8 protein-coding genes and 1 tRNA gene are annotated in these 22,886 nt (G+C 55.6%); 5 read left to right on the plus strand and 4 right to left on the minus strand.

What is annotated here, in order from left to right; genetic code table 11:
* Positions 1–29: 29 nt before the first annotated feature.
* Entirely contained in the window at positions 30–14,036 is a 14,007-nt protein-coding gene (locus tag G7069_RS02455; RefSeq protein WP_166293932.1) for a VCBS domain-containing protein, read from the minus strand.
* Between the two features lie 69 nt (positions 14,037–14,105).
* Positions 14,106–14,669, minus strand: coding sequence for a hypothetical protein (locus G7069_RS02460; protein ID WP_166293934.1), 564 nt, complete (start codon positions 14,667–14,669; stop codon positions 14,106–14,108).
* A gap of 440 nt (positions 14,670–15,109) precedes the next feature.
* Here G7069_RS02460 and G7069_RS02465 point away from each other — a divergent pair.
* The 3 genes from G7069_RS02465 to G7069_RS02475 all read left to right on the plus strand — a co-directional run bounded on the left by G7069_RS02465 (position 15,110) and on the right by G7069_RS02475 (position 17,634).
* A tRNA-Met gene (locus tag G7069_RS02465) sits at positions 15,110–15,186 on the plus strand.
* A 195-nt stretch (positions 15,187–15,381) separates the two neighbouring features.
* Positions 15,382–16,599: an integrase arm-type DNA-binding domain-containing protein gene (locus G7069_RS02470; protein WP_166293936.1), complete on the plus strand. Its 1,218-nt coding sequence runs from the start codon at positions 15,382–15,384 to the stop codon at positions 16,597–16,599.
* 6 nt (positions 16,600–16,605) lie between these two features.
* Positions 16,606–17,634 carry a hypothetical protein gene (locus G7069_RS02475; protein ID WP_166293938.1) on the plus strand — a complete coding sequence of 343 codons (1,029 nt, stop codon included), beginning with the start codon at positions 16,606–16,608 and terminating at the stop codon, positions 17,632–17,634.
* Positions 17,635–17,650: 16 nt separating this feature from the next.
* Here G7069_RS02475 and G7069_RS02480 read toward each other — a convergent pair whose 3' ends face one another.
* Complete coding sequence (locus tag G7069_RS02480; protein ID WP_166293940.1) at positions 17,651–18,721, minus strand: inovirus-type Gp2 protein; 1,071 nt, start codon at positions 18,719–18,721, stop codon at positions 17,651–17,653.
* Positions 18,722–18,859: 138 nt separating this feature from the next.
* A complete protein-coding gene (locus tag G7069_RS02485) occupies positions 18,860–19,069 on the minus strand; it encodes an AlpA family phage regulatory protein (RefSeq protein WP_166293942.1) in 210 nt (69 codons plus the stop codon).
* Between the two features lie 341 nt (positions 19,070–19,410).
* Between G7069_RS02485 and G7069_RS02490 the strand changes: the two genes are divergently transcribed.
* Together G7069_RS02490 and G7069_RS02495 are read left to right on the plus strand one after the other, a co-directional pair.
* Entirely contained in the window at positions 19,411–21,582 is a 2,172-nt protein-coding gene (locus G7069_RS02490; protein WP_240912610.1) for an N-6 DNA methylase, read from the plus strand.
* Complete coding sequence (locus tag G7069_RS02495; RefSeq protein ID WP_166293944.1) at positions 21,579–22,886, plus strand: restriction endonuclease subunit S; 1,308 nt, start codon at positions 21,579–21,581, stop codon at positions 22,884–22,886. Before G7069_RS02490 ends, G7069_RS02495 begins: the two co-directional genes overlap by 4 nt.

The following is a 22,886-nucleotide window of genomic DNA, read 5'->3' on the forward strand; positions in this document are numbered from 1 at the left end:
TGTGGCCCGAAGGCCACACCTGAATACTGTTAGATCACGCGGAAATCATTGGCATCGAGCCCTGTGGCAGGTGTTGTGCCCGAACTGTAGACCGTAGCGATCAGAACGGCCGCACCTGTGCCGCTGCCATCTGCGTCGTACCACAGTTGACCGTTGTTTTTATCGTAAATCACATGGGCATCTGCCGTAGAGGCCACGTTGCCACTGGCATTCGATTGGAACATCGTCGCTGGAAGGGCACCATCGAAGCCCAGCGCAATGAACAAGGCGTTGTCCAATTCGATTTTGTCAGTGCCATGTGCGAAGTCGTTGATCGTATCCGCATTTGAGGCACCTGCATGGGAGAAGCGGAAAATATCTGCGCCGTTGCCACCCGTCAAGATGTCGTTGCCTGCTCCACCGATTAGAATGTCATTGCCGCCACCACCATTAAGTGTGTCGTTGCCGTCGTTGCCCCACAGCACATCCGCATTGTTAAAACCGGTCAAAGTGTTATTGCCGCTGTCTCCACGACGGTAGCTCCCCGATACGTCGCTTCCCTCTACGATATCCATGATCACAAGCGTTGACGGTTCAACATGAATGTTGAGCGTTTGTACAGCACTCGTTGCAAACGATGCGTTGCTAGCTTCAGTCGCGTTGGCCGTCACATTGACCGACATATCACCGGTGTAACTTCCGTCCAATCGCAAATGCGCAGTTGCCAACTCCGCCGCACTGATAGTGATGCTTCCGGAAATCGGAGAATAGGTCGTCGCACCCACGATGATCTGTGCTGTTGGTGAAAGTGCACTGAATGTATAGCTCAGGCTTTCGGAGCCGTCGGTATCCGTCAAGCTGCCACTGATGTAGTTGGCCAAGATAATGTCCGTCTTGGTACCACCCACTGCGTTTCCTGCAACGACACCTTGGTAAGCAAACAAATTGAGGTCGTCAATCATCATGCCGCGGCCTGCGGAGATCGTCGCATCGGGGGTCGCTTCAAGTCTAAGGGTGTGCTGTGCCCCGTCACCGACGAATGCGATGTTGAGGTTTTTCCAGTCCAGCGCAGCATTGGTGCTGGTGCCGTCATAGGTTGCCAGGACGACATTGTCCAAATAGATCGTCATCTTCACATTTGCTGCACTGAAGCCCATTCGTCCCGCGGCATCGAGGCTGAGTTCGTAGACAGTGCCAGACTGTGTGCTGATCGTGCGTTGGATGCCCTTCGTTTCCCAGAAATTTGTTGATTTGTTCAGTTCAAGGAATGAGTTTCCGTTGCCTTGTGCTGCATAGCCGTTGGAGTTCCCGTTGTTTCCAGTTGTGATTGAGTCACCATCGGACCAAACTTCAAACGTTTGGTAGCTCGCTCCTGCCGTACCTGCAATGAGTGTCCAACCTTCCAGCGTTGCTATCGGGTTCGGCGACTCTGAGCTATTGTCACTATTGTTTGAAGACTCCCAGCTGTTGCTGAAGATCAATGAGCGGCTTGCATTCACCACTTGCAAGGTGGGCACGTCAGCGACAGCCGTGACGTTGATTGTGCGCGCGTCGGTGTCCGTCAATGTGCCACCGCTACCCGTGTTGCCGTTGTCACTACTCAGCATTGTGAGCGTCACGGATCCACTCGCATTTGCGACCGGCGTGAACGTCGGCTGGCTTGCAGTGTTGCCCAAATAGGTGTTGATTGATGCCATGGTGCCTGACAGCACTACCGCACTCGTCCCTGAACCGCTGATTGTCACACCGCCGCTAGCAGATGCAGTAAGCGTACCGCTGGACACGGACAACGTGACGGTCATGGTGCCGCTCGCTGCATCCACATCGCTGATCGACAAGCCGGACAGTTTGACGGCCGTGTCTTCGTTCGTGGTGTAAGACGCGGGAAGTGTGTTAACCGGTGCGTCGTTCGCCGCCGTGACATTGATTTGGATCGTGTCCGAATCTGTCAACGCACCGCCCGAGCCTGTGTTGCCCTGGTCATTCGTCAACATCGTCAATGCGACTGCGCCGTTCGCATTCGCCACCGGAGTGAAGGTCGGTTGGTTTGCGACGGTCGACAAATATGTGTTGATAGCCGTAACAGAACCCGTCAACGTGATCGACGATGTGCCCGAGTTACTTACAGTCACGCCGCCGCTGTTCGTTGCAGTGAGTGTGCCACTTGCCACCGACAAGGTGACCGTAACGTTTCCGGCGCCTGCATCCACATCGCTGATCGACAGGCCAGACAGTTTAACGGCCGTATCTTCGTTCGTGGTGTAAGACGCGGGCAGTGTATTAACCGGGGCGTCGTTCACCGCCGTGACATTGATTTGGATCGTGTCCGAATCTGTCAACGCGCCGCCCGAGCCTGTGTTGCCCTGGTCATTCGTCAACATCGTCAATGCGACTGCGCCGTTCGCATTCGCCACCGGAGTGAAGGTCGGTTGGTTTGCGACGGTCGACAAATATGTGTTGATAGCCGTAACAGAACCCGTCAACGTGATCGACGATGTGCCCGAGTTACTTACAGTCACGCCGCCGCTGTTCGTTGCAGTGAGTGTGCCACTTGCCACCGACAAGGTGACCGTAACGTTTCCGGCGCCTGCATCCACATCGCTGATCGACAGGCCAGACAGTTTAACGGCCGTATCTTCGTTCGTGGTGTAAGACGCGGGCAGTGTGTTAACCGGGGCGTCGTTCACCGCGTTGACTGTGACATTTACCGTGGCCGTGGCTGTTCCACCGTGACCATCGTCTACCGTATAGGTGAAGGACGCCGGCCCGTTGTAGTTCAACGCTGGTATGAACGTGACATTCCCGCCGACCAAACTGACAGTTCCGTTCACTGCACCTTGAACCGAGGTGATCGACAGTGCGTCGCCGTCCACATCAGTGTCATTGGCGAGCAAATTGGCAACGGGGATAACGATTGCCGTGTCTTCATTCGTTGCGACAGCATCAGCTTGAGCAACTGGCCCATCATTTGTACCGTTGATTGTGACGACAATATTTTGTGTCGCCGTGCCATCGAGACTGGTCACCGTCAGCGTATCAGTCACTTGTTGGCCACCCGCAAGCGCTTGCACATTCGCAGCGCCATTGTTCAAGGTGTAACCCCACACACCGGTCGTTGCATTGAACGTGTAAGTGCCGTAGGTGCCAGCCAGGCTCGACGGTGTTTGGAACACAGTTTGACCTGCGTCCACATCCGCAACTGCCAACGTACCGCTGGCGGTTTGCGTGCCGTCTTCAGCCACGTTGCCGGTTGCCGTGCCACTGATCGTGGCGTTGTCGTTGCTACCGGTAATGGTCACCGTCACCACGCGTGCTGTGCCATCGATGCTCGTCACGGTGAACGTGTCGGTCATCGTTGCGCCTGCGTTCAAGGCTTGAACCGCTGCGTTGTTGTTGTTCAACACATATGTCCACACGCCACCCGAGGTCATGGTGTAAGTGCCATAACCATTGGTGCTGTTAGTGGCAGTACCCACGGCCGTGAAGGTCGCCGGGTTGTCGACGTCGGTGCTGGTCAGGGTGCCCGTTGCAGTCGGCGTGCCTGCGGTGCCGTTAGCAACACCACCGGCCTCTGTGACATTGCCCGTGGTCGTGCCAGCAATCACTGCCGCATCGTTCGAACCATTGATCGTCACCGTTACCACTTGTGAGGTGCCATCGATGCTCGTGACCGTGATTGTGTCGGACAACGTGCCGCCAACGTTCAAGGCTTGAACAGTTGCATTGTTGTTGTTCAACACATATGTCCACACACCACCGGCGGTCATGGTGTAAGTGCCATAACCATTGGTACTGTTAGTGGCAGTACCCACGGCCGTGAAGGTCGCCGGGTTGTCGACGTCGGCGCTGGTCAAGGTGCCGGTTGCAGTCGGCGTTCCGGCAGTTCCGTTTGCCACACCACCTGCTTCAACCACCGAGCCAGACGTCGAGCCAGAGATGACAGCCGCATCGTTCGAACCATTGATCGTCACTGTCACTACTTGTGAGGTGCCATCGATGCTCGTGACCGTGAACGTATCCGTCAACGTACCGCCAACGTTCAAGGCTTGAACCGCTGCGTTGTTGTTGTTCAATGCGTACGTCCACACACCACCGGCGGTCATGGTGTAAGTGCCATAACCATTGGTGCTGTTCGTCGCTGTTGCGACTGCTGTGAACGTGTTCGCAGGATTGTCAACGTCGGTGCTGGTCAAGGTGCCCGTTGCAGTCGGTGTGCCGGCAGTTCCGTTTGCCACACCACCCGCTTCGATTACCGAGCCGGTCGTCGCACCGGAGATGACAGCGGCATCGTTCTGACCCGTGATCGTCACAACAATGTTGCGCGTCGCCGTGCCATCGAGACTGGTCACCGTCAGCGTATCAGTCACTTGTTGGCCACCCGCAAGCGCTTGCACATTCGCAGCGCCATTGTTCAAGGTGTAACCCCACACACCGGTCGTTGCATTGAACGTGTAGGTGCCGTAGGTGCCAGCCAGGCTCGACGGTGTTTGGAACACAGTTTGACCTGCGTCCACATCCGCAACTGCCAACGTACCGCTGGCGGTTTGCGTGCCGTCTTCAGCCACGTTGCCGGTTGCCGTGCCACTGATCGTGGCGTTGTCGTTGCTACCGGTAATGGTCACCGTCACCACGCGTGCTGTGCCATCGATGCTCGTCACGGTGAACGTGTCGGTCATCGTTGCGCCTGCGTTCAAGGCTTGAACCGCTGCGTTGTTGTTGTTCAACACATATGTCCACACGCCACCCGAGGTCATGGTGTAAGTGCCATAACCATTGGTGCTGTTAGTGGCAGTACCCACGGCCGTGAAGGTCGCCGGGTTGTCGACGTCGGTGCTGGTCAGGGTGCCCGTTGCAGTCGGCGTGCCTGCGGTGCCGTTAGCAACACCACCGGCCTCTGTGACATTGCCCGTGGTCGTGCCAGCAATCACTGCCGCATCGTTCGAACCATTGATCGTCACCGTTACCACTTGTGAGGTGCCATCGATGCTCGTGACCGTGATTGTGTCGGACAACGTGCCGCCAACGTTCAAGGCTTGAACAGTTGCATTGTTGTTGTTCAACACATATGTCCACACACCACCGGCGGTCATGGTGTAAGTGCCATAACCATTGGTACTGTTAGTGGCAGTACCCACGGCCGTGAAGGTCGCCGGGTTGTCGACGTCGGCGCTGGTCAAGGTGCCGGTTGCAGTCGGCGTTCCGGCAGTTCCGTTTGCCACACCACCTGCTTCAACCACCGAGCCAGACGTCGAGCCAGAGATGACAGCCGCATCGTTCGAACCATTGATCGTCACTGTCACTACTTGTGAGGTGCCATCGATGCTCGTGACCGTGAACGTATCCGTCAACGTACCGCCAACGTTCAAGGCTTGAACCGCTGCGTTGTTGTTGTTCAATGCGTACGTCCACACACCACCGGCGGTCATGGTGTAAGTGCCATAACCATTGGTACTGTTAGTGGCAGTACCCACGGCCGTGAAGGTCGCCGGGTTGTCGACGTCGGCGCTGGTCAAGGTGCCGGTTGCAGTCGGCGTTCCGGCAGTTCCGTTTGCCACACCACCTGCTTCAACCACCGAGCCAGACGTCGAACCAGAGATGACAGCGGCATCATTTCTGCCGTTAATCGTCACGGTCACAACTTGTGAGGTGCCGTCGATGCTCGTGACTGTAAACGTGTCGGTCAACGTACCGCCAACGTTCAAGGCTTGAACCGCTGCGTTGTTGTTGTTCAATGCGTACGTCCACACACCACCGGCGGTCATGGTGTAAGTGCCATAACCATTGGTGCTGTTCGTCGCTGTTGCGACTGCTGTGAAGGTGTTCGCAGGATTGTCAACGTCGGTGCTGGTCAAGGTGCCCGTTGCAGTCGGTGTGCCGGCAGTTCCGTTTGCCACACCACCCGCTTCGATTACCGAGCCAGACGTCACACCGGAGATGACAGCTGGGTCGTTAACTGCGGTGACATTGATATTGACAGTTGCTGTCGATGTGCCGCCGTTGCCATCGCTAATCGTGTAGGTAAATGACGCCGGACCGTTATAGTCAGCGTCCGGCACGAAGGTGACATTGCCACCAACCAGGCTCACGGTGCCATGTTGTGCGCCCTGTACTGACGTGACCGTCAATGTGTTGCCATCTGGATCTGTGTCGTTTGCAAGCAGTGTGCTTACCGGAATCACAAGATTTGTGTCTTCGGCTGTGGTGGCCAAATCTGCGTTAGCGACAGGCATTTCATTGACATTGGTCACGGTGACCGCGATGTCTTGCACATCCGTCAACGAACCATCACTCACAGTGACTTGTACGTCATAGACGTTGTTGCCACCGGCATCAGTCGGTGACTCGAAGTTCGGCGTGCTGATGAAGGTCAACACACCAGTTGTTGCATTGATCGTGAACAACGATGCGTCGGCACCGCCACTGATCGTGTAAGTGGCAGACGGACCATCGACGTCGGTCGAGGTCACAGTGGTCACTGCCGTTTGGTTCTCAGCAACACTGACCGTCGCAGTTGCACCGCCACCATTGCTGGTGATCACCGGGGCTTCGTTGACATTGGTGACTGCCAACGCAATCGTGGTCGCAGTAGACCAGTTGCCTGCAGCATCGCCAGCTTGAACATTCAAGTTGAAGCTGTTGCTGCCGGTTTCGTAATCGTTGGTCGCAGCACCTGCTGCGGCACCCGCAGCCGTCAGGGTAATGACACCCGCGTTGCTGATCGCGAAGAAGCCATCACTCGAGACTTGCGTGCCATTGTTAAAACGCCATTGGGTGACACCCACTGCATCGGTGGCCGTTGCAGTGCCCACTTGTGCGCCGACTGCCTGGTTCTCGGCATAGCTGTAGCTTTGACCACCGGTAACCACCGGCGGCGTGGTATCTGCACCCGTGCCAATCGCAACGCTACCGTTGGTGCTCAAAGCACCATCGCTGACCGTCACTTGCACGTTCGGCAAAGTACCACCGCCGTTCACGAAGGTTGCACCTGCTGTGGTCAAGGTCACCACACCGCTGGTCGGGTCGATCGCGTAGTAGTTGCCTGGGTTCGTGGTCAGACTGTAGGTCAACGTCGTACCAGCATCCGGATCGGTGCCATTGGCATCGGTCACTGTCATGCCCGGCGTTGCGGTGCCGACTTCAATGCTCGGCACGGTGCCGCTGAAGGTCAGCGACGGGGCTTCGTTGACGTTGGTCACGGTGACCGCGATGTCTTGCACATCCGTCAACGAACCATCGCTGACGGTGACTTGTACGTCATAGACGTTGTTAGCACCGGCATCGGTCGGTGACTCGAAGTTCGGTGCGCTGATGAAGGTGAGCACGCCCGTGGTCGGGTCGATCGAGAACAACGATGCGTCGGCACCGCCACTGATCGTGTAAGTCGCAGAAGGACCATCGACGTCGGTCGAGGTCACGGTGGTCACTGAAGTTTGGTTCTCAGCCACGCTGACAGTGGCGGTTGCAACACCACCATTGCTGGTAATGACCGGGGCTTCGTTGACATTGGTCACGCTGACAGCAATGTCTTGCACGTCTGTCAGCGAGCCATCGCTGACAGTGACTTGGACGTCATAGACGTTGTTGCCACCAGCATCAGTCGGTGACTCGAAGTTCGGTGCACTGATAAAGGTGAGTACACCCGTGGTCGGGTCGATCGTGAACAACGATGCATCGGCACCGCCACTGATGGTGTAAGTCGCAGAAGGACCATCAACGTCAGTCGAGGTCACGGTCGTCACAGCCGTTTGGTTCTCAGCAACACTGACCGTCGCAGTTGCACCGCCACCATTGCTGGTGATCACCGGGGCTTCGTTGACGTTGGTGACCGTGACTGCAATGTCTTGCACGTCTGTCAACGAACCATCGCTGACAGTCACTTGTACGTCATAGACGTTGTTGCCACCGGCATCGGTCGGTGACTCAAAGTTCGGTGCACTGATGAAGGTGAGCACGCCCGTGGTCGGGTCGATCGTGAACAACGATGCGTCGGCACCGCCACTGATCGTGTAAGTGGCAGACGGACCATCGACGTCGGTCGAGGTCACAGTGGTCACTGAAGTTTGGTTCTCAGCAACACTAACAGTGGCGGTTGCACCGCCACCATTGCTGGTGATCACCGGGGCTTCGTTGACATTGGTGACTGCCAACGCAATCGTGGTCGCAGTAGACCAGTTGCCTGCAGCATCGCCAGCTTGAACATTCAAGTTGAAGTTGTTGCTACCGGTTTCGTAATCGTTGGTCGCAGCACCTGCTGCGGCACCCGCAGCCGTCAGGGTAATGACACCCGCGTTGTTGATCGCGAAGAAGCCATCACTCGAGACTTGCGTGCCATTGTTAAAACGCCATTGGGTGACACCCACTGCATCGGTGGCCGTTGCAGTGCCCACTTGTGCGCCGACTGCCTGGTTCTCGGCATAGCTGTAGCTTTGACCACCGGTAACCACCGGCGGCGTGGTATCTGCACCCGTGCCAATCGCAACGCTACCGTTGGTGCTCAAGGCACCATCGCTCACCGTCACTTGCACGTTCGGCAAAGTACCACCGCCGTTCACGAAGGTTGCACCTGCTGTGGTCAAGGTCACCACACCGCTGGTCGGGTCGATCGCGTAGTAGTTGCCTGGGTTCGTGGTCAGACTGTAGGTCAACGTCGTACCAGCATCCGGATCGGTGCCATTGGCATCGGTCACTGTCATGCCCGGCGTTGCGGTGCCGACTTCAATGCTCGGCACGGTGCCGCTGAAGGTCAGCGACGGGGCTTCGTTGACGTTGGTCACGGTGACCGCGATGTCTTGCACATCCGTCAACGAACCATCGCTGACGGTGACTTGTACGTCATAGACGTTGTTAGCACCGGCATCGGTCGGTGACTCGAAGTTCGGTGCGCTGATGAAGGTGAGTACACCCGTGGTCGGGTCGATCGTGAACAACGATGCGTCGGCACCGCCGCTGATCGCGTAGGTTGCAGACGGACCATCGACGTCGGTCGAGGTCACAGTGGTCACGGCCGTTTGGTTCTCAGCAACACTGACCGTCGCAGTTGCACCGCCACCATTGCTGGTGATGACCGGGGCTTCGTTGACGTTGGTGACTACCAACGCAACGTTCGTCGTAGCCGACCAGTTGCCTGCAGCATCACCCGCTTGCACGCCGAGCGTGAAGTTGTTGCTGCCGGTTTCGTAATCGTTGGTCGCAGCACCTGCTGCGGCACCCGCAGCCGTCAGGGTAATGACACCCGCGTTGCTGATCGCGAAGAAGCCATCACTCGAGACTTGCGTGCCGTTGTCGAAGCGCCATTGGGTGACACCCACTGCGTCATTGGCAGTCGCTGTGCCCACTTGTGCGCCGACTGCCTGGTTCTCGGCATAGCTATAACTTTGACCACCGGTAACCACCGGCGGCGTGGTATCTGCACCGGTGCCAATCGCAACGCTACCGTTGGTGCTCAAGGCACCATCGCTGACCGTCACTTGCACGTTCGGCAAAGTACCACCGCTGTTCACGAAGGTCGCACCTGCCGTGGTCAAGGTCACCACACCGCTGGTCGGGTCAATCGCGTAGTAGCCGTTCGGGTTGCTGGTCAAACTGTAGGTCAAGGTCGTACCAGCATCCGGATCGGTGCCATTGGCATCGGTCACTGTCATACCCGGCGTTGCGGTGCCAACCTCAATGCTCGGCACAGTGCCGCTGAAGGTCAGCGACGGCGCTTCGTTGACGTTGGTGACCGTGACTGCGATGTCTTGCACGTCTGTCAGTGAACCGTCGCTGACAGTGACTTGTACGTCATAGACGTTGTTGCCACCGGCATCGGTCGGTGACTCGAAGTTCGGTGCGCTGATGAAGGTGAGCACGCCCGTGGTCGGGTCGATCGAGAACAACGATGCGTCGGCACCGCCACTGATCGTGTAAGTCGCAGAAGGACCATCGACGTCGGTCGAGGTCACGGTGGTCACTGAAGTTTGGTTCTCAGCCACGCTGACAGTGGCGGTTGCAACACCACCATTGCTGGTAATGACCGGGGCTTCGTTGACATTGGTCACGCTGACAGCAATGTCTTGCACGTCTGTCAGCGAGCCATCGCTGACAGTGACTTGGACGTCATAGACGTTGTTGCCACCAGCATCAGTCGGTGACTCGAAGTTCGGTGCACTGATAAAGGTGAGTACACCCGTGGTCGGGTCGATCGTGAACAACGATGCATCGGCACCGCCACTGATCGTGTAGGTTGCAGACGGACCATCAACGTCAGTCGAGGTCACGGTCGTCACAGCCGTTTGGTTCTCAGCAACACTGACCGTCGCAGTTGCACCGCCACCATTGCTGGTGATCACCGGGGCTTCGTTGACGTTAGTAACCGTGACTGCAATGTCTTGTACATCACTCAGCGAACCGTCGCTGACGGTGACTTGTACGTCATAGACGTTGTTACCGCCGGCATCTGTCGGTGATTCGAAGTTCGGTGCGCTGATGAAGGTGAGTACACCCGTGGTCGGGTCGATCGAGAACAACGATGCGTCGGCACCGCCACTGATCGTGTAAGCCGCAGAAGGACCATCAACGTCGGTCGAGGTCACAGTGGTCACTGAAGTTTGGTTCTCAGCAACACTGACCGTCGCGGTTGCACCGCCACCATTGCTGGTGATGACCGGGGCTTCGTTGACGTTAGTCACGCTGACTGCGATGTCTTGCACATCACTCAGCGAACCATCGCTCACAGTGACTTGTACGTCATAGATGTTGTTAGCACCGGCATCGGTCGGTGATTCAAAGTTCGGTGCGCTGATGAAGGTGAGCACGCCCGTGGTCGGGTCGATCGAGAACAACGATGCGTCGGCACCGCCGCTGATCGTGTAAGTCGCAGACGGACCATCGACGTCGGTCGAGGTCACGGTCGTCACTGAAGTTTGGTTCTCAGCAACACTGACGGCGGCGGTTGCGCCGCCACCATTGCTGGTGATCACCGGGGCTTCGTTGACGTTGGTGACCGTGACCGCGATGTCTTGCACGTCTGTCAGCGAACCATCGCTGACAGTGACTTGTACGTCATAGACGTTGTTAGCACCGGCATCTGCCGGTGACTCGAAGTTCGGGGCACTGATGAAGGTCAACACACCGGTTGTTGCATTGATCGTGAACAACGATGCGTCTGCACCGCCACTAATCGTGTAAGTCGCAGACGGACCATCGACGTCGGTTGAGGTCACGGTCGTCACGGCCGTTTGGTTCTCAGCAACACTGACAGTGGCGGTTGCACCGCCACCATTGCTGGTGATCACCGGGGCTTCGTTGACGTTGGTGACCGTGACTGCAATGTCTTGCACATCCGTCAACGAACCATCACTCACCGTGACTTGTACGTCATAGACGTTGTTAGCACCGGCATCTGCCGGTGACTCGAAGTTCGGGGCACTGATGAAGGTGAGCACGCCCGTGGTCGGGTCGATCGTGAACAACGATGCGTCTACACCGCCACTGATCGTGTAAGTCGCAGAAGGACCATCAACGTCAGTCGAGGTCACGATCGTCACAGCCGTTTGGTTCTCAGCAACACTGACCGTCGCAGTTGCACCGCCACCATTGCTCGTGATAACCGGGGCTTCGTTGACGTTGGTGACCGTGACTGCAATGTCTTGCACATCCGTCAACGAACCATCGCTGACGGTGACTTGTACGTCATAGACGTTGTTAGCACCGGCATCGGTCGGCACTTCGAAGTTCGGTGCACTGATGAAGGTGAGTACACCCGTGGTCGGGTCGATCGTGAACAACGATGCGTCTACACCGCCACTGATCGTGTACGTTGCAGACGGACCATCGACGTCGGTCGAGGTCACAGTGGTCACGGCCGTTTGGTTCTCAGCAACACTGACAGCGGCGGTTGCACCGCCACCATTGCTGGTGATCACCGGAGCTTCGTTGACGTTGGTGACCGTGACTGCAATGTCTTGCACATCACTCAGCGAACCATCGCTGACGGTGACTTGGACGTCATAGACGTTGTTAGCACTGGCATCTGCCGGCACTTCGAAGTTCGGTGTGCTGATGAAGGTGAGTACACCCGTGGTCGGGTCGATCGAGAACAACGATGCGTCGGCACCGCCACTGATCGTGTAGGTTGCAGACGGACCATCAACGTCAGTCGAGGTCACGGTCGTCACTGCCGTTTGGTTCTCAGCCACGCTGACAGTGGCGGTTGCACCGCCACCATTGCTGGTGATCACCGGGGCTTCGTTGACGTTAGTAACCGTGACTGCAATGTCTTGTACATCACTCAGCGAACCGTCGCTGACGGTGACTTGTACGTCATAGACGTTGTTACCGCCGGCATCTGTCGGTGATTCGAAGTTCGGTGCGCTGATGAAGGTGAGTACACCCGTGGTCGGGTCGATCGAGAACAACGATGCGTCGGCACCGCCACTGATCGTGTAAGCCGCAGAAGGACCATCAACGTCGGTCGAGGTCACAGTGGTCACTGAAGTTTGGTTCTCAGCAACACTGACCGTCGCGGTTGCACCGCCACCATTGCTGGTGATGACCGGGGCTTCGTTGACGTTAGTCACGCTGACTGCGATGTCTTGCACATCACTCAGCGAACCATCGCTCACAGTGACTTGTACGTCATAGATGTTGTTAGCACCGGCATCGGTCGGTGATTCAAAGTTCGGTGCGCTGATGAAGGTGAGTACACCCGTGGTCGGGTCGATTGTGAACAACGATGCATCGGCACCGCCACTGATCGTGTAAGTCGCAGAAGGACCATCAACGTCGGTCGAGGTCACAGTGGTCACTGAAGTTTGGTTCTCAGCAACACTGACCGTCGCGGTTGCACCGCCGCCATTGCTGGTGATCACCGGTGCTTCGTTGACGTTGGTGACTACCAACGCGACGTTCGTCGTAGCCGACCAGTTGCCTGCGGCATCACCCGCTTGCACGCCGAGCGTGAAGCTATTGCTGCCGGTTTCGTAATCGTTGTTCGCAACACCCGCAGCGGCACCTGCTGCGGTCAAGGTGATCTTGCCGGCATTGTCGATCGCGTAATAGCCATCGCTCGAGACTTGCGTGCCGTTATCGAAGCGCCATTGCGTCACGCCATTTGCATCCGCTGCAACGGCAGCGCCGACTTGCGCACCTGCGTGTTGGTTTTCTGAGTAAGAGAAAGTTTGGCTTGCCGTGACCACCGGTGCGGCAGTGTCGACTATGAAAGGAATAGCCGGGCTCGGCGTGCTGACATTGCCTGCTGGATCTTTTGCGGTGACGGTAATCGAATGCGGGCCATCCACCAAAGGTGTGGAGGGCGTAAAGGTCCAATTGCCGTTAGGATCAACAACAGTCGTTCCAACAGGTGTGCCGTTGTCGTAGACCGTAATGACGTCACCTGGCGTGGCGCTACCGCCATGGATCACCGGCCTGTTGTCGTCGATGATTTCGTTGTTTTGAATCGTGCCTTGTTTTGGTCCGACATCGTCGGCCGCAACAGGACGCGGCGCAACCGGCGGCGTGGTGTCGGGCGCAGTGCCGGTGGAAGGCGGCGGCGGCGGGGAGTTCTTCGGTCCGCCACTACCGATGATCGGCAGCAAACCAAGTGCCGGCAGACCCCATACCCATGCAGGTACGGCACTAGCCGCCTCCGTGGGCCAAAACGCACCGGAAGACAGCGTGTCACCACCAAGCGCCTGCCCTGCTTCCATGTTGTTTCCGAGTACCGAAACGGCATCGGTCGCATTGCCACTTTCCGGCACGTAGTCGTACCAATTTCCGTTTTCCGCCTGACCAATCAGGGAGCTACCGTGATTGTTGTAGTAGCCCTCAATGATGAGGTCCGGTTTGTTGATGTCACCGCCTTCAAACGCAATTAGCAAATCATTGCCTGAGCGCTTGGTAGCGATGTTTTCAGGTGCAAAACCCGTTTGATCGTCGACGAACTCGTATTTGACGCGTGCCTGCGCTACTACTTTGACCGGCTTAAAAGATGCACCTTGACCGTCTCGGCCGCCCGAAATGTGTTCGACGAGCACAGTTTTCGAAGCGTTATTGATTTTGAGCGTAATGGCAGTAGACATAATTTGAATCCGATTCGCAGACATGCACCGTTGTCGTTAGACAGCGGCAAGAAAGGGGTTTGACTTGAATTAGTTCAGCGCACAGCTACGCGTCGAAACGCGCGAAATTGTGTGGTGTTGCTTCAAAGGCATCTTTGAAAGCTGCTGAAGGGCCGTTGCTTCCTCAAGCGCTGTAGCAACGAAAACGCCATCCTGTACGTCGATCGTGTAGAAACTCACGGTGTCTTCGCTTTGGGAAATGGCTTGACCGGCCTCGGACTTTTCACGGTATTGGTTTTGCACATTCGTCTCAGCAAAACTGATGCGGTTCGTGCCCGGGCACACCGGTGATTGGGTATAGGCACCCGGTCGTAGCGAACCAAGATACTCACCGTTGACATAGACATTGATTGCCTGACCCGCAACGGCACCGACCGGACGCAGCACGACGATCGAGCTCATGCCACGCGGTGCTGACTTGATGCTTTGCACTTGATAGTTCTTCCAGTGCTCCGTGCTGCCCTTCTTGGAACCTTCGCTCGCGACGGGCGCACGTTGTGCATCAGCCTTCGACGGCGCCGACTGCCCCGTGAAAGCACTTAGGAGCGGCAATGTGCATACCAGTGCTACAACACTCAAAACTCGAATCGACATCAAAATTCCTCTCGGCGCGGCGCTTTTATGAGACTTGCAGCTGACTACGCAAGTTTCGTGCCAAGAGAACTTGGCCAAAAGTGTGACGGCGGTAGATTTAAAATGTGTAAATTCTGCAGCACTTTAGATGTGCCGTGTCCTACATTTTTGTAGAATTTTTCTGAAGCACATACGTTTGAAACACGTACCGTTCGCGCTAACGTACTGTTTTTTAAGGGATCGATGTCCGGCGTGCAAAATTGGCCTAATTTTCACCACCGTCGGCAGTTCTGAGGGTGGATTTAACAGCGCGTCGGGTAAAAATGTTCAGCGGCATCTTTCGACGGCGCTTGGCCCGATTGCGTCAGAATGTGACCCGCGCAAACACTTTTCGAGATCTGTTTGACGTCTCGAAGTGGCAATGTCACAATTTCGGGTCCCGCGAAGGCGGTCCGATGTTCGGCTATGTAGCTCAGCCGGTTAGAGCACAGCACTCATAATGCTGGGGTCGGTGGTTCGAGTCCACCCATAGCCACCAAGAAGCAATTACACGTTTCTACACACGATTCCAGAATTGTGTAACTGTTATATAAAAGCCCGCTTTTAAAGCGGGCTTTTTTTATTCCCAGCTACATGGATCTCCACTCGTCTCCATAGGCATCCAGAGTTTCTTGGGGCATTGCTGGGGGCATCGAGGGCAGGTACGATTTGGATGCCCCCACGGAGTCCACAAATGCCTCTTAGCGACACATCCATTCGCCAAGCCAAGTCAACTGACAAGGCAGTACGTCTATACGACTCAGGCGGCCTCTATTTGGAGGTAACACCGAGTGGATCAAAGCTCTGGCGTTGGAAGTTCCGGATCGCCGGAAAAGAGCGGAGACTTGCCTTGGGGTCCTATCCGGCGACCAGCCTAAAAGACGCTCGACAAAAACGAGATCTTGCCAAGGGACAGCTCGAGAGTGGTGTGGATCCGAGCGCATCACGTCGCGCTGAAAAGATTGCTGGACAAGACCATCATTCAAACAGCTTAGAGCGAATCGCTCACGAATGGCTATACGTGAAAAAGCATGAGTGGACTGAAAAGCAATTTCTCAAGGAAGAGGGGCGGCTCAAAAAACACGTCTTCCCATACGTGGGTTCCCGCCCTATCTCGGATGTCGGTGTTTCAGATATCAGACAGCTCATTGAACGTCCCATGCGGGCCGGCCACTTGGAGCAGGCCCACAGGCTTCGTTTTCAACTGAGCCGCGTCTTCAAGTTTGCGATTGCCACCGAGCGCGCCGATCGAGATCCTGCAGCCGACTTGAGCGCGGTTCTACCCGGTCGTCGCAAACAGCGTCATCCGACTATCACCGCTCCTGAAAAGGTTGGCGAACTCTTGCGCGTTATTGACGCATTTGAGGGAACCTTCCCCGTAGCATGCGCGCTCAAACTGGCTCCCTTGTGGTTCTGCAGACCAGGTGAGATTCGAATGGCGGAATGGTCACAGATCGCTATTGAGTCTGCTGAACCCGTCTACGTTGTACCACCCGCAAACCGAAAGCTTCGCAAGGCAGCAAAAGAAGCCCCTGATACGCCTCCTCACGTAATCCCATTGAGCAGGCAGGCGATTGAGATATTGAAGGAACTGCGTGAAGTTACTGGTCGCGGGAAATTCCTCTTCCCCGGCGCGCGCGATCCCAAGCGAAACATGAGCGACGGCGCTGTAAATGCTGCGCTCGCTCGGCTTGGCTTCAAGGGAATAATCGTTGGTCATGGATTTCGACACATGGCATCGACCCTCCTGCGAGAACAGGGCTGGTCGCGCGAATCGGTGGAAGCCCAGCTGTCGCATGAAATTGGCGGCACTGAGGGTGTATATAACTTAGCCAAATATCTACCCGAACGTCGCAAGATGATGCAGGCGTGGGCGGATTACTTAGACACGCTAAAAGAACAAGGACTTTGAGTTCAAATGACCCATCGTGGAAGTAAGACAAGCAACGAACTTAAGGGAATCCGTTACAACAAAGCCAAGAAGATCTTTTACGACGATGCCAACGGAACCCAAGAAGACCCCGAGCTTCAGGAGATTTTCTCGGCGGAGACGGACGAAGTTGCCGCGAACCTGGCAGGTCGGTACATCCAAGGCCCCTCCCGCATATGTCTTGCGGGGGAATGCTGCCTATGGGCATACCCCTCCAGTTACGTCATGGAAGTGGATTTCGAGGATCTTTTGTGGTCAGTCAAGAAGGATAAAAGCAACTCTAAGCCCTTCAGCACGTATCTTGAAGCGGATCGTTTTTATATCGGTACCTGGTTCAGCTCATTTGGCAACACTTGTGTTTTTCGAGTCCTGCAAGGCGTTTTTAATTTAATTGTCTATATCCACGTTGTTCGACTTGAGAACCATCCGGTCGCGACACGTGCGCTTGTAGACAAGATATGGAAGAGTGACTTGGAAAGCGGACAGCCACCAAGCTTCCATGCGGAACTAGAGCAGCTGGAAAAGATCGATCGCATACTCCACGTTGCATTACGGCATTGGGCGCATTCCGCAAAGCTATATGACCTCAGCCGGAACGGTGAGATGGACCCCGCGTTGATCTGGCCCCATCTGAACCAAGCAACGATGTATCTGGGCATGGCATTTGGCCCATGGTCAACTGGTGAAGGCGCGAGGATGAAGGCGCTAAAGCAACACCGGAAACGCATTGAGTGCGAGAAGGATTTTGTTCAAGCAGTTTTGCTAGTCCTGAAGAAAGAAGCAGATCGATCGCGCATCAATCAGAAAGACATTATTCGAAATCTGGTCACGGAGCCCGCGGTATTCGAGGCATTCGAGGCATATAGAAAGGCATCTTCGTCGTATGAAAAGGATAAAGAGATCGACGAAAATGACGAGATTGACGCACTGGAACGCTTGATCAAAAAAATCCTCAAGAACGACCCCAGCGCTCGAAATGAAGTCGTTCGTATCTCTCGTCACAAGATGAAGCCTTGATGCAGTGATCGTCCAGTTAAATTTCTTCTTGCAAAACTCCTGTGTATAGGCGCGGTCTACCGCGCTTGGTAGCTATGCCGCGAATCTGACCTTTGCCAAATACTCGCAGGCCAGGTGCTTTGAGACGAATATAAACATCTATCTTCGTCAGGTACATACAGACATCTTCCAGACCTTGTCGCAATTCCTTATCGGCGTAGTCGATCATTCCAATCCCTAAGCGTCCATTAGCTTCAAGGCTTCGCTTGTCCGCATTGCAGAGCCAATGCGTTGCGCCTGGTGACGCCATCTTTCTCCAAGCATTTCCGAGAAAGTGACCCAGTCCATAGTCATCTCGAACCTTGTGTCCGTCGAAGAACAGAACGAGGTGCATATGAGGACCTTTGAGCGCACCCCACTCCTTTTTCCATGCGTAACCGACAAGCTCCGGATAATTGACGGGCAAGTGATCAACGAACTTGTTGAATTCGCGATTGGCATTCTTACTGGTGATCATTCCGTCACAGGAATACGACAGGGACCCCTGCTCGTAGCCCAAATCAAGTCGAATCACGAGAAGTCTGGAATAACGTTCAAATAATCCATTCACATACTTGCGCAAGCTAGTAAAGTTTTTCTGAGCGGTTCTTCGTTCGTTGCGCATGGTATCCAAGTACTTTGTGCTCTTGGCTGCCCGGCGAAGATCGAGAATCCATTTGTTCATCCACTCAACATCTTCGACCTTCACTTTTGCAGGCGAATAAGGACCCAATCGCTCGACTGCGGACTCCCATAGCTCGAAATAGGGACTGACACGGTGCTGGGGAAAGATGCTTCGGACATCAGCTGTACTCAAGCTTGGAATGCTCCCAACGATCGTATCGAGCAATGGACTGGACTTGACCCGTTGGCCTCGTGCTGTTTCAACTATTGAAAACTGAAACCCGCCGCGCGCTGTAGCCAGACAGTGAACCAAGTGATCGACTTCAATCAATATCCTCGGACAGTTCATTTCATTGGTCACAATCCACCCGAAGTTGTTGCGAATGCCGGTATGCAGTCTCCATATGCTGAGCAGTCGTTTGCTGCTCTTAGTCAAACGTTTCATTTCGTATTCCTATTCACATTCGTTATAGAAAACAATTAATCCCAAATTCGTTGCTGTTCGAATCGGGGTGTATTAGGGGAAGGCGACAAGAAAGGTCCCGTAAACCCGGGCAATTCGACCTCCTGAGAAGAATGAGAATTAGTGACCGGAGACCTCCTTCTTCGACTCAAGCCAGGCGTCGATGTCAGAGGGCAAGAACCCGACTGCAGCCCTTCCGAGCCGAACCGGTTTGGGAAATGCCGGGTCGTTCTTGCGGAGCCAATAGCCTTGGGACACGCTGACGCCCAGATGAGAGCAGAGCGGCTTCATACGCCAAATCGCTTCGTGGCGAGTCGATTCAAGTTTCATTTCCAGCTTCCTTTGTTGTGGGGAAGACAGAGGCTAAGGCACTCGAAACCTGGAAAAATTGATTTGCTAGCACTTTCTTTTTTTGTCGTCTGACCAACAGGCCAGTCTCTTTGAGCGACGCGAATCACGGGAAGGGGGACCGCGCAGGAAGCGCCGAGTTTTCTGTTGGGTGCTCGCCGTGAAATTGGATCCGCGATCACTCACAAAGCGGTGTTCATTGCACTAACTCTTAGGTCCCATCTCAGTCATTCCCTTGTCGTCGACACGCATCTGGGCAGGGCGATTATTTACATGGCTTCGTTATGCAATAGACCCCGCGCGCCGTACGGATCATTAGTCAAATGTGTAAAAAATCCCCAAGTTCTGAGGTAGCAGCGGGGCATGCCGCGGGCGTGATTCACCCGAAACTGGCAGAATCAACAGAGGGGTTTGCCTATCCGGCAAATGCAGCAAAGCAAGGAAAACTCATTTCGATGTCGTCACCACAACAAGAAAAGTCCACCGCTCCGCTCAAGCCCACTGCATCAGACACGATTTTGTCAGCCTTCATCTGGAAGAATGCCGAGGACTTATGGGGCGACTTTAAGCACACTGACTTCGGCAAGATCATTCTGCCGTTCACCTTGCTCCGTCGCTTGGAGTGCGTGCTCGAGCCGACACGTGAGGAGGTCAATGCTGCCCATCTTAAGTTCAAGGACAAGGGCATGGACTTGGGACTTGTACTTCGGCAAACCGCCGGGCTACCTTTCTACAACACCTCGCAATACTCATTGGCAACACTTGGCGCAACCAAGACCAAGTCCAACCTCGAGGCCTACATTGCTGGGTTCTCCGACAACGCCCGGGTGATCTTTGACCAGTTCAACTTCACCGATACCATCGTCCGCCTTGCGCGCGCTGACATACTGTTCAAGATCTGCCAGAACTTTGCCAATACCGACCTGCACCCGGATGTGGTTCCCGACCGGGTGATGTCCAACATCTACGAGCATCTGATCCGCCGGTTTGGCTCCGAGGTCAACGAAGCGGCTGAAGACTTCATGACCCCTCGTGACGTAGTCCATTTGGCCACTACCTTGCTCTTGGATCCGGATGACGCACTATTCCGAAGCAATCCTGGTCTAATCCGCACGCTTTATGACCCCACCTGCGGGACCGGCGGATTTTTAACAGATGCCATGAACCACGTAGATGGGTTCGCGGCCAAAGGGAAGGCCCCACCCGTCTTGATCCCGTTTGGTCAGGAGCTGGAGCCCGAAACTCACGCGGTTTCATTGGCGAACATGTTGTTGCGCCGCCTGGAATCCGAACCTGCCCGTGACCTATCTGCCAACATCGCCGGACCGAAGTCCACCCTTTCGCAAGATGCATTTGCCGGTCAGCGCTTCCACTACTGCTTGTCCAACCCTCCCTTCGGCAAGAAATGGGAGAAGGATCAGGCCTTTGTTCATCGCGAGGCGCGTGAGAAGGGCTTCGAGGCCCGCTTCGGTGCAGGTACCCCTCGCGTTTCTGACGGGTCCATGCTCTTTGTCCAGCACCTTATTTCCAAGCTAGAGCACCCAAACAAGGGCGGCGGTCGCGCTGCAATCATTTTGTCGGGCTCTCCCCTTTTCACGGGAAATGCAGGCCAAGGTGAAACCGAGATTCGCCGCTGGCTGCTGGAGAACGATTACATCGAGGCAATTGTTGCATTGCCGACCGACATTTTCTTCCGCACCGGTATTGGCACGTATATATGGCTGTTGACCAATAGCAAGCCCGAACACCGCAGGGGGAAAGTTCAGCTGATCGACGCGACTGGCATGCACACCTCCATGCGCAAGTCTGAGGGCAACAAGCGCCGCTACATCAACGACGATCAAATAAAGGACATCGCCCGCCTGTACGCCGACTTCGAGGCCGGCGAGAACGTACGGATCGTCGACTACCACGAGTTCGGCTATCGCCGGATCAAGGTCCAGCGTCCACTTCGCATGAGTTTCCAGATCACCGACGATGGCATGGCCACACTGCGCAACGATGTGGCCTGGGCCAAGGTCGATACCGAGGCGTGGGAGAACCTGCTGGCGCGCTATCGCGGCAAGACGCTCCCGTATGCTTGGCTCGACACTCTGGCCACTGAAGCCAAGAAGGCCGGCATCGGCAAGCTGGGCAAGGCTTACATCAAGGCACTTTCCACCGCGTTCGGCGTTCGAGACCCAGGCGCCGACCCAGTTGAGGAAGACGGCGCGCAAGTTCCTGACAAGGAGTTGGAGGACTTCGAGAGTGTGCCACTGAATCAATCTATCGATGACTACATGGCCGCCGAAGTACTGCCTCATGCGCCTGACGCATGGGTAGACGAGTCCTATACCGACAAGCGGGACGATCGGGTGGGCAAGGTCGGCTACGAGATTAATTTCAATCGCTACTTCTACAAGTATGTCTCCCCTCGCGAACTGCACGAGATCGATGCGGAGTTGAAAGCGGTGGAAGCGGAAATTGCTGCGCTGTTGGATGAGGTAGCGGAATGACTCCCGCACTTTCAGGACAACCAATGAAGGAGTCCGGCATTGAGTGGGTAGGAAAGGTTCCGGCTCACTGGTCGGTACGCCCCTTTTTCTCGTTCGCCGCTGAGGTAGACCATCCAAACGTAGGCTTGAAGGAGCGCAATTTACTGTCGTTGAGCTATGGCCGCCTGGTTCGAAAGGACATGGATCGTCTCGAAGGCCTCACCCCTGCCAGCTTTGAGGGCTACAACATCGTCGAGGCGAACGACATCGTCTTTCGGCTAACTGACCTCCAGAACGATATGAGGAGCCTTCGTTCCGCTCGGGCCCTGGAACGAGGCATCATCACCTCTGCCTATGTCACCGTTAGACCCCAAGCTGGCCCGCGTTTTTTTGAATACCTCATGCGCTCGTATGACACCACCAAGGTGTTTTACGGTATCGGCGGCGGTATTCGTCAATCCATGAAGTTCGCCGACCTCAAGCGCCTGCCCGTGGTGGTTCCACCCGTCGCCGAAATGGATTCCATCGTCGCCCACCTCGACCGCGCCACCACCCGCATCGACGCACTAGTTGCGAAGAAGATCCGCTTCATTATGTTGTTGCGCGAGAAACGCGAGGCCACGATCACGCATGTTGTGACCAAGGGGCTGGATGCTGCCGTGCCGATCAAGGAGAGCGGAGTGGAGTGGCTTGGCAATGTGCCGGCCCACTGGGAAATTGGTGCCGCGCGTCGCTTTTACTCCTTCAATCCGTCAAAACGAGAAATATCCAGCCGCCATCGCTCTCAGGAGGTCTCCTTTCTGCCAATGGAAGCAATCGGTGAAACTGGAAAGCTTGATCTGACGCGAACTCGCCCAATCAGTGAAGTAGACACGGGGTACTCGTACTTCGCGAACGGTGATGTCGTAATCGCTAAGATCACACCTTGTTTCGAGAACGGCAAGGGTGCGCCTGTCAATGACCTGACTGGCGGCGTTGGATTCGGAACAACTGAGTTAATCGTGCTGCGGCCGTCTAATTTAGTAAGCCAGCAGTACTCTTGGTGGCTGTTCGCGGCAACGGGATTTCGTCGGTTTGCCGAAGGCCACATGGAAGGCTCAGCGGGCCAAAAGAGAGTTCAGGATGAATGGTTGAAGGCACAGATGATCGCTCTGCCACCGCTAGCCGAACAGGAAACCATAGTCGCCCACCTTGACCGCGCCACCACCCGCATCGACACCCTGATCGCCAAGACCGAGCGCTCCGTCGAACTGTTGCGCGAACACCGCACCGCCCTCATCACTGCCGCTGTCACCGGCAGGATCGATTTACTCAAAGCTGCCTAG

This window comes from Lysobacter sp. HDW10, assembly GCF_011300685.1.
Classification (GTDB): domain Bacteria; phylum Pseudomonadota; class Gammaproteobacteria; order Xanthomonadales; family Xanthomonadaceae; genus Solilutibacter.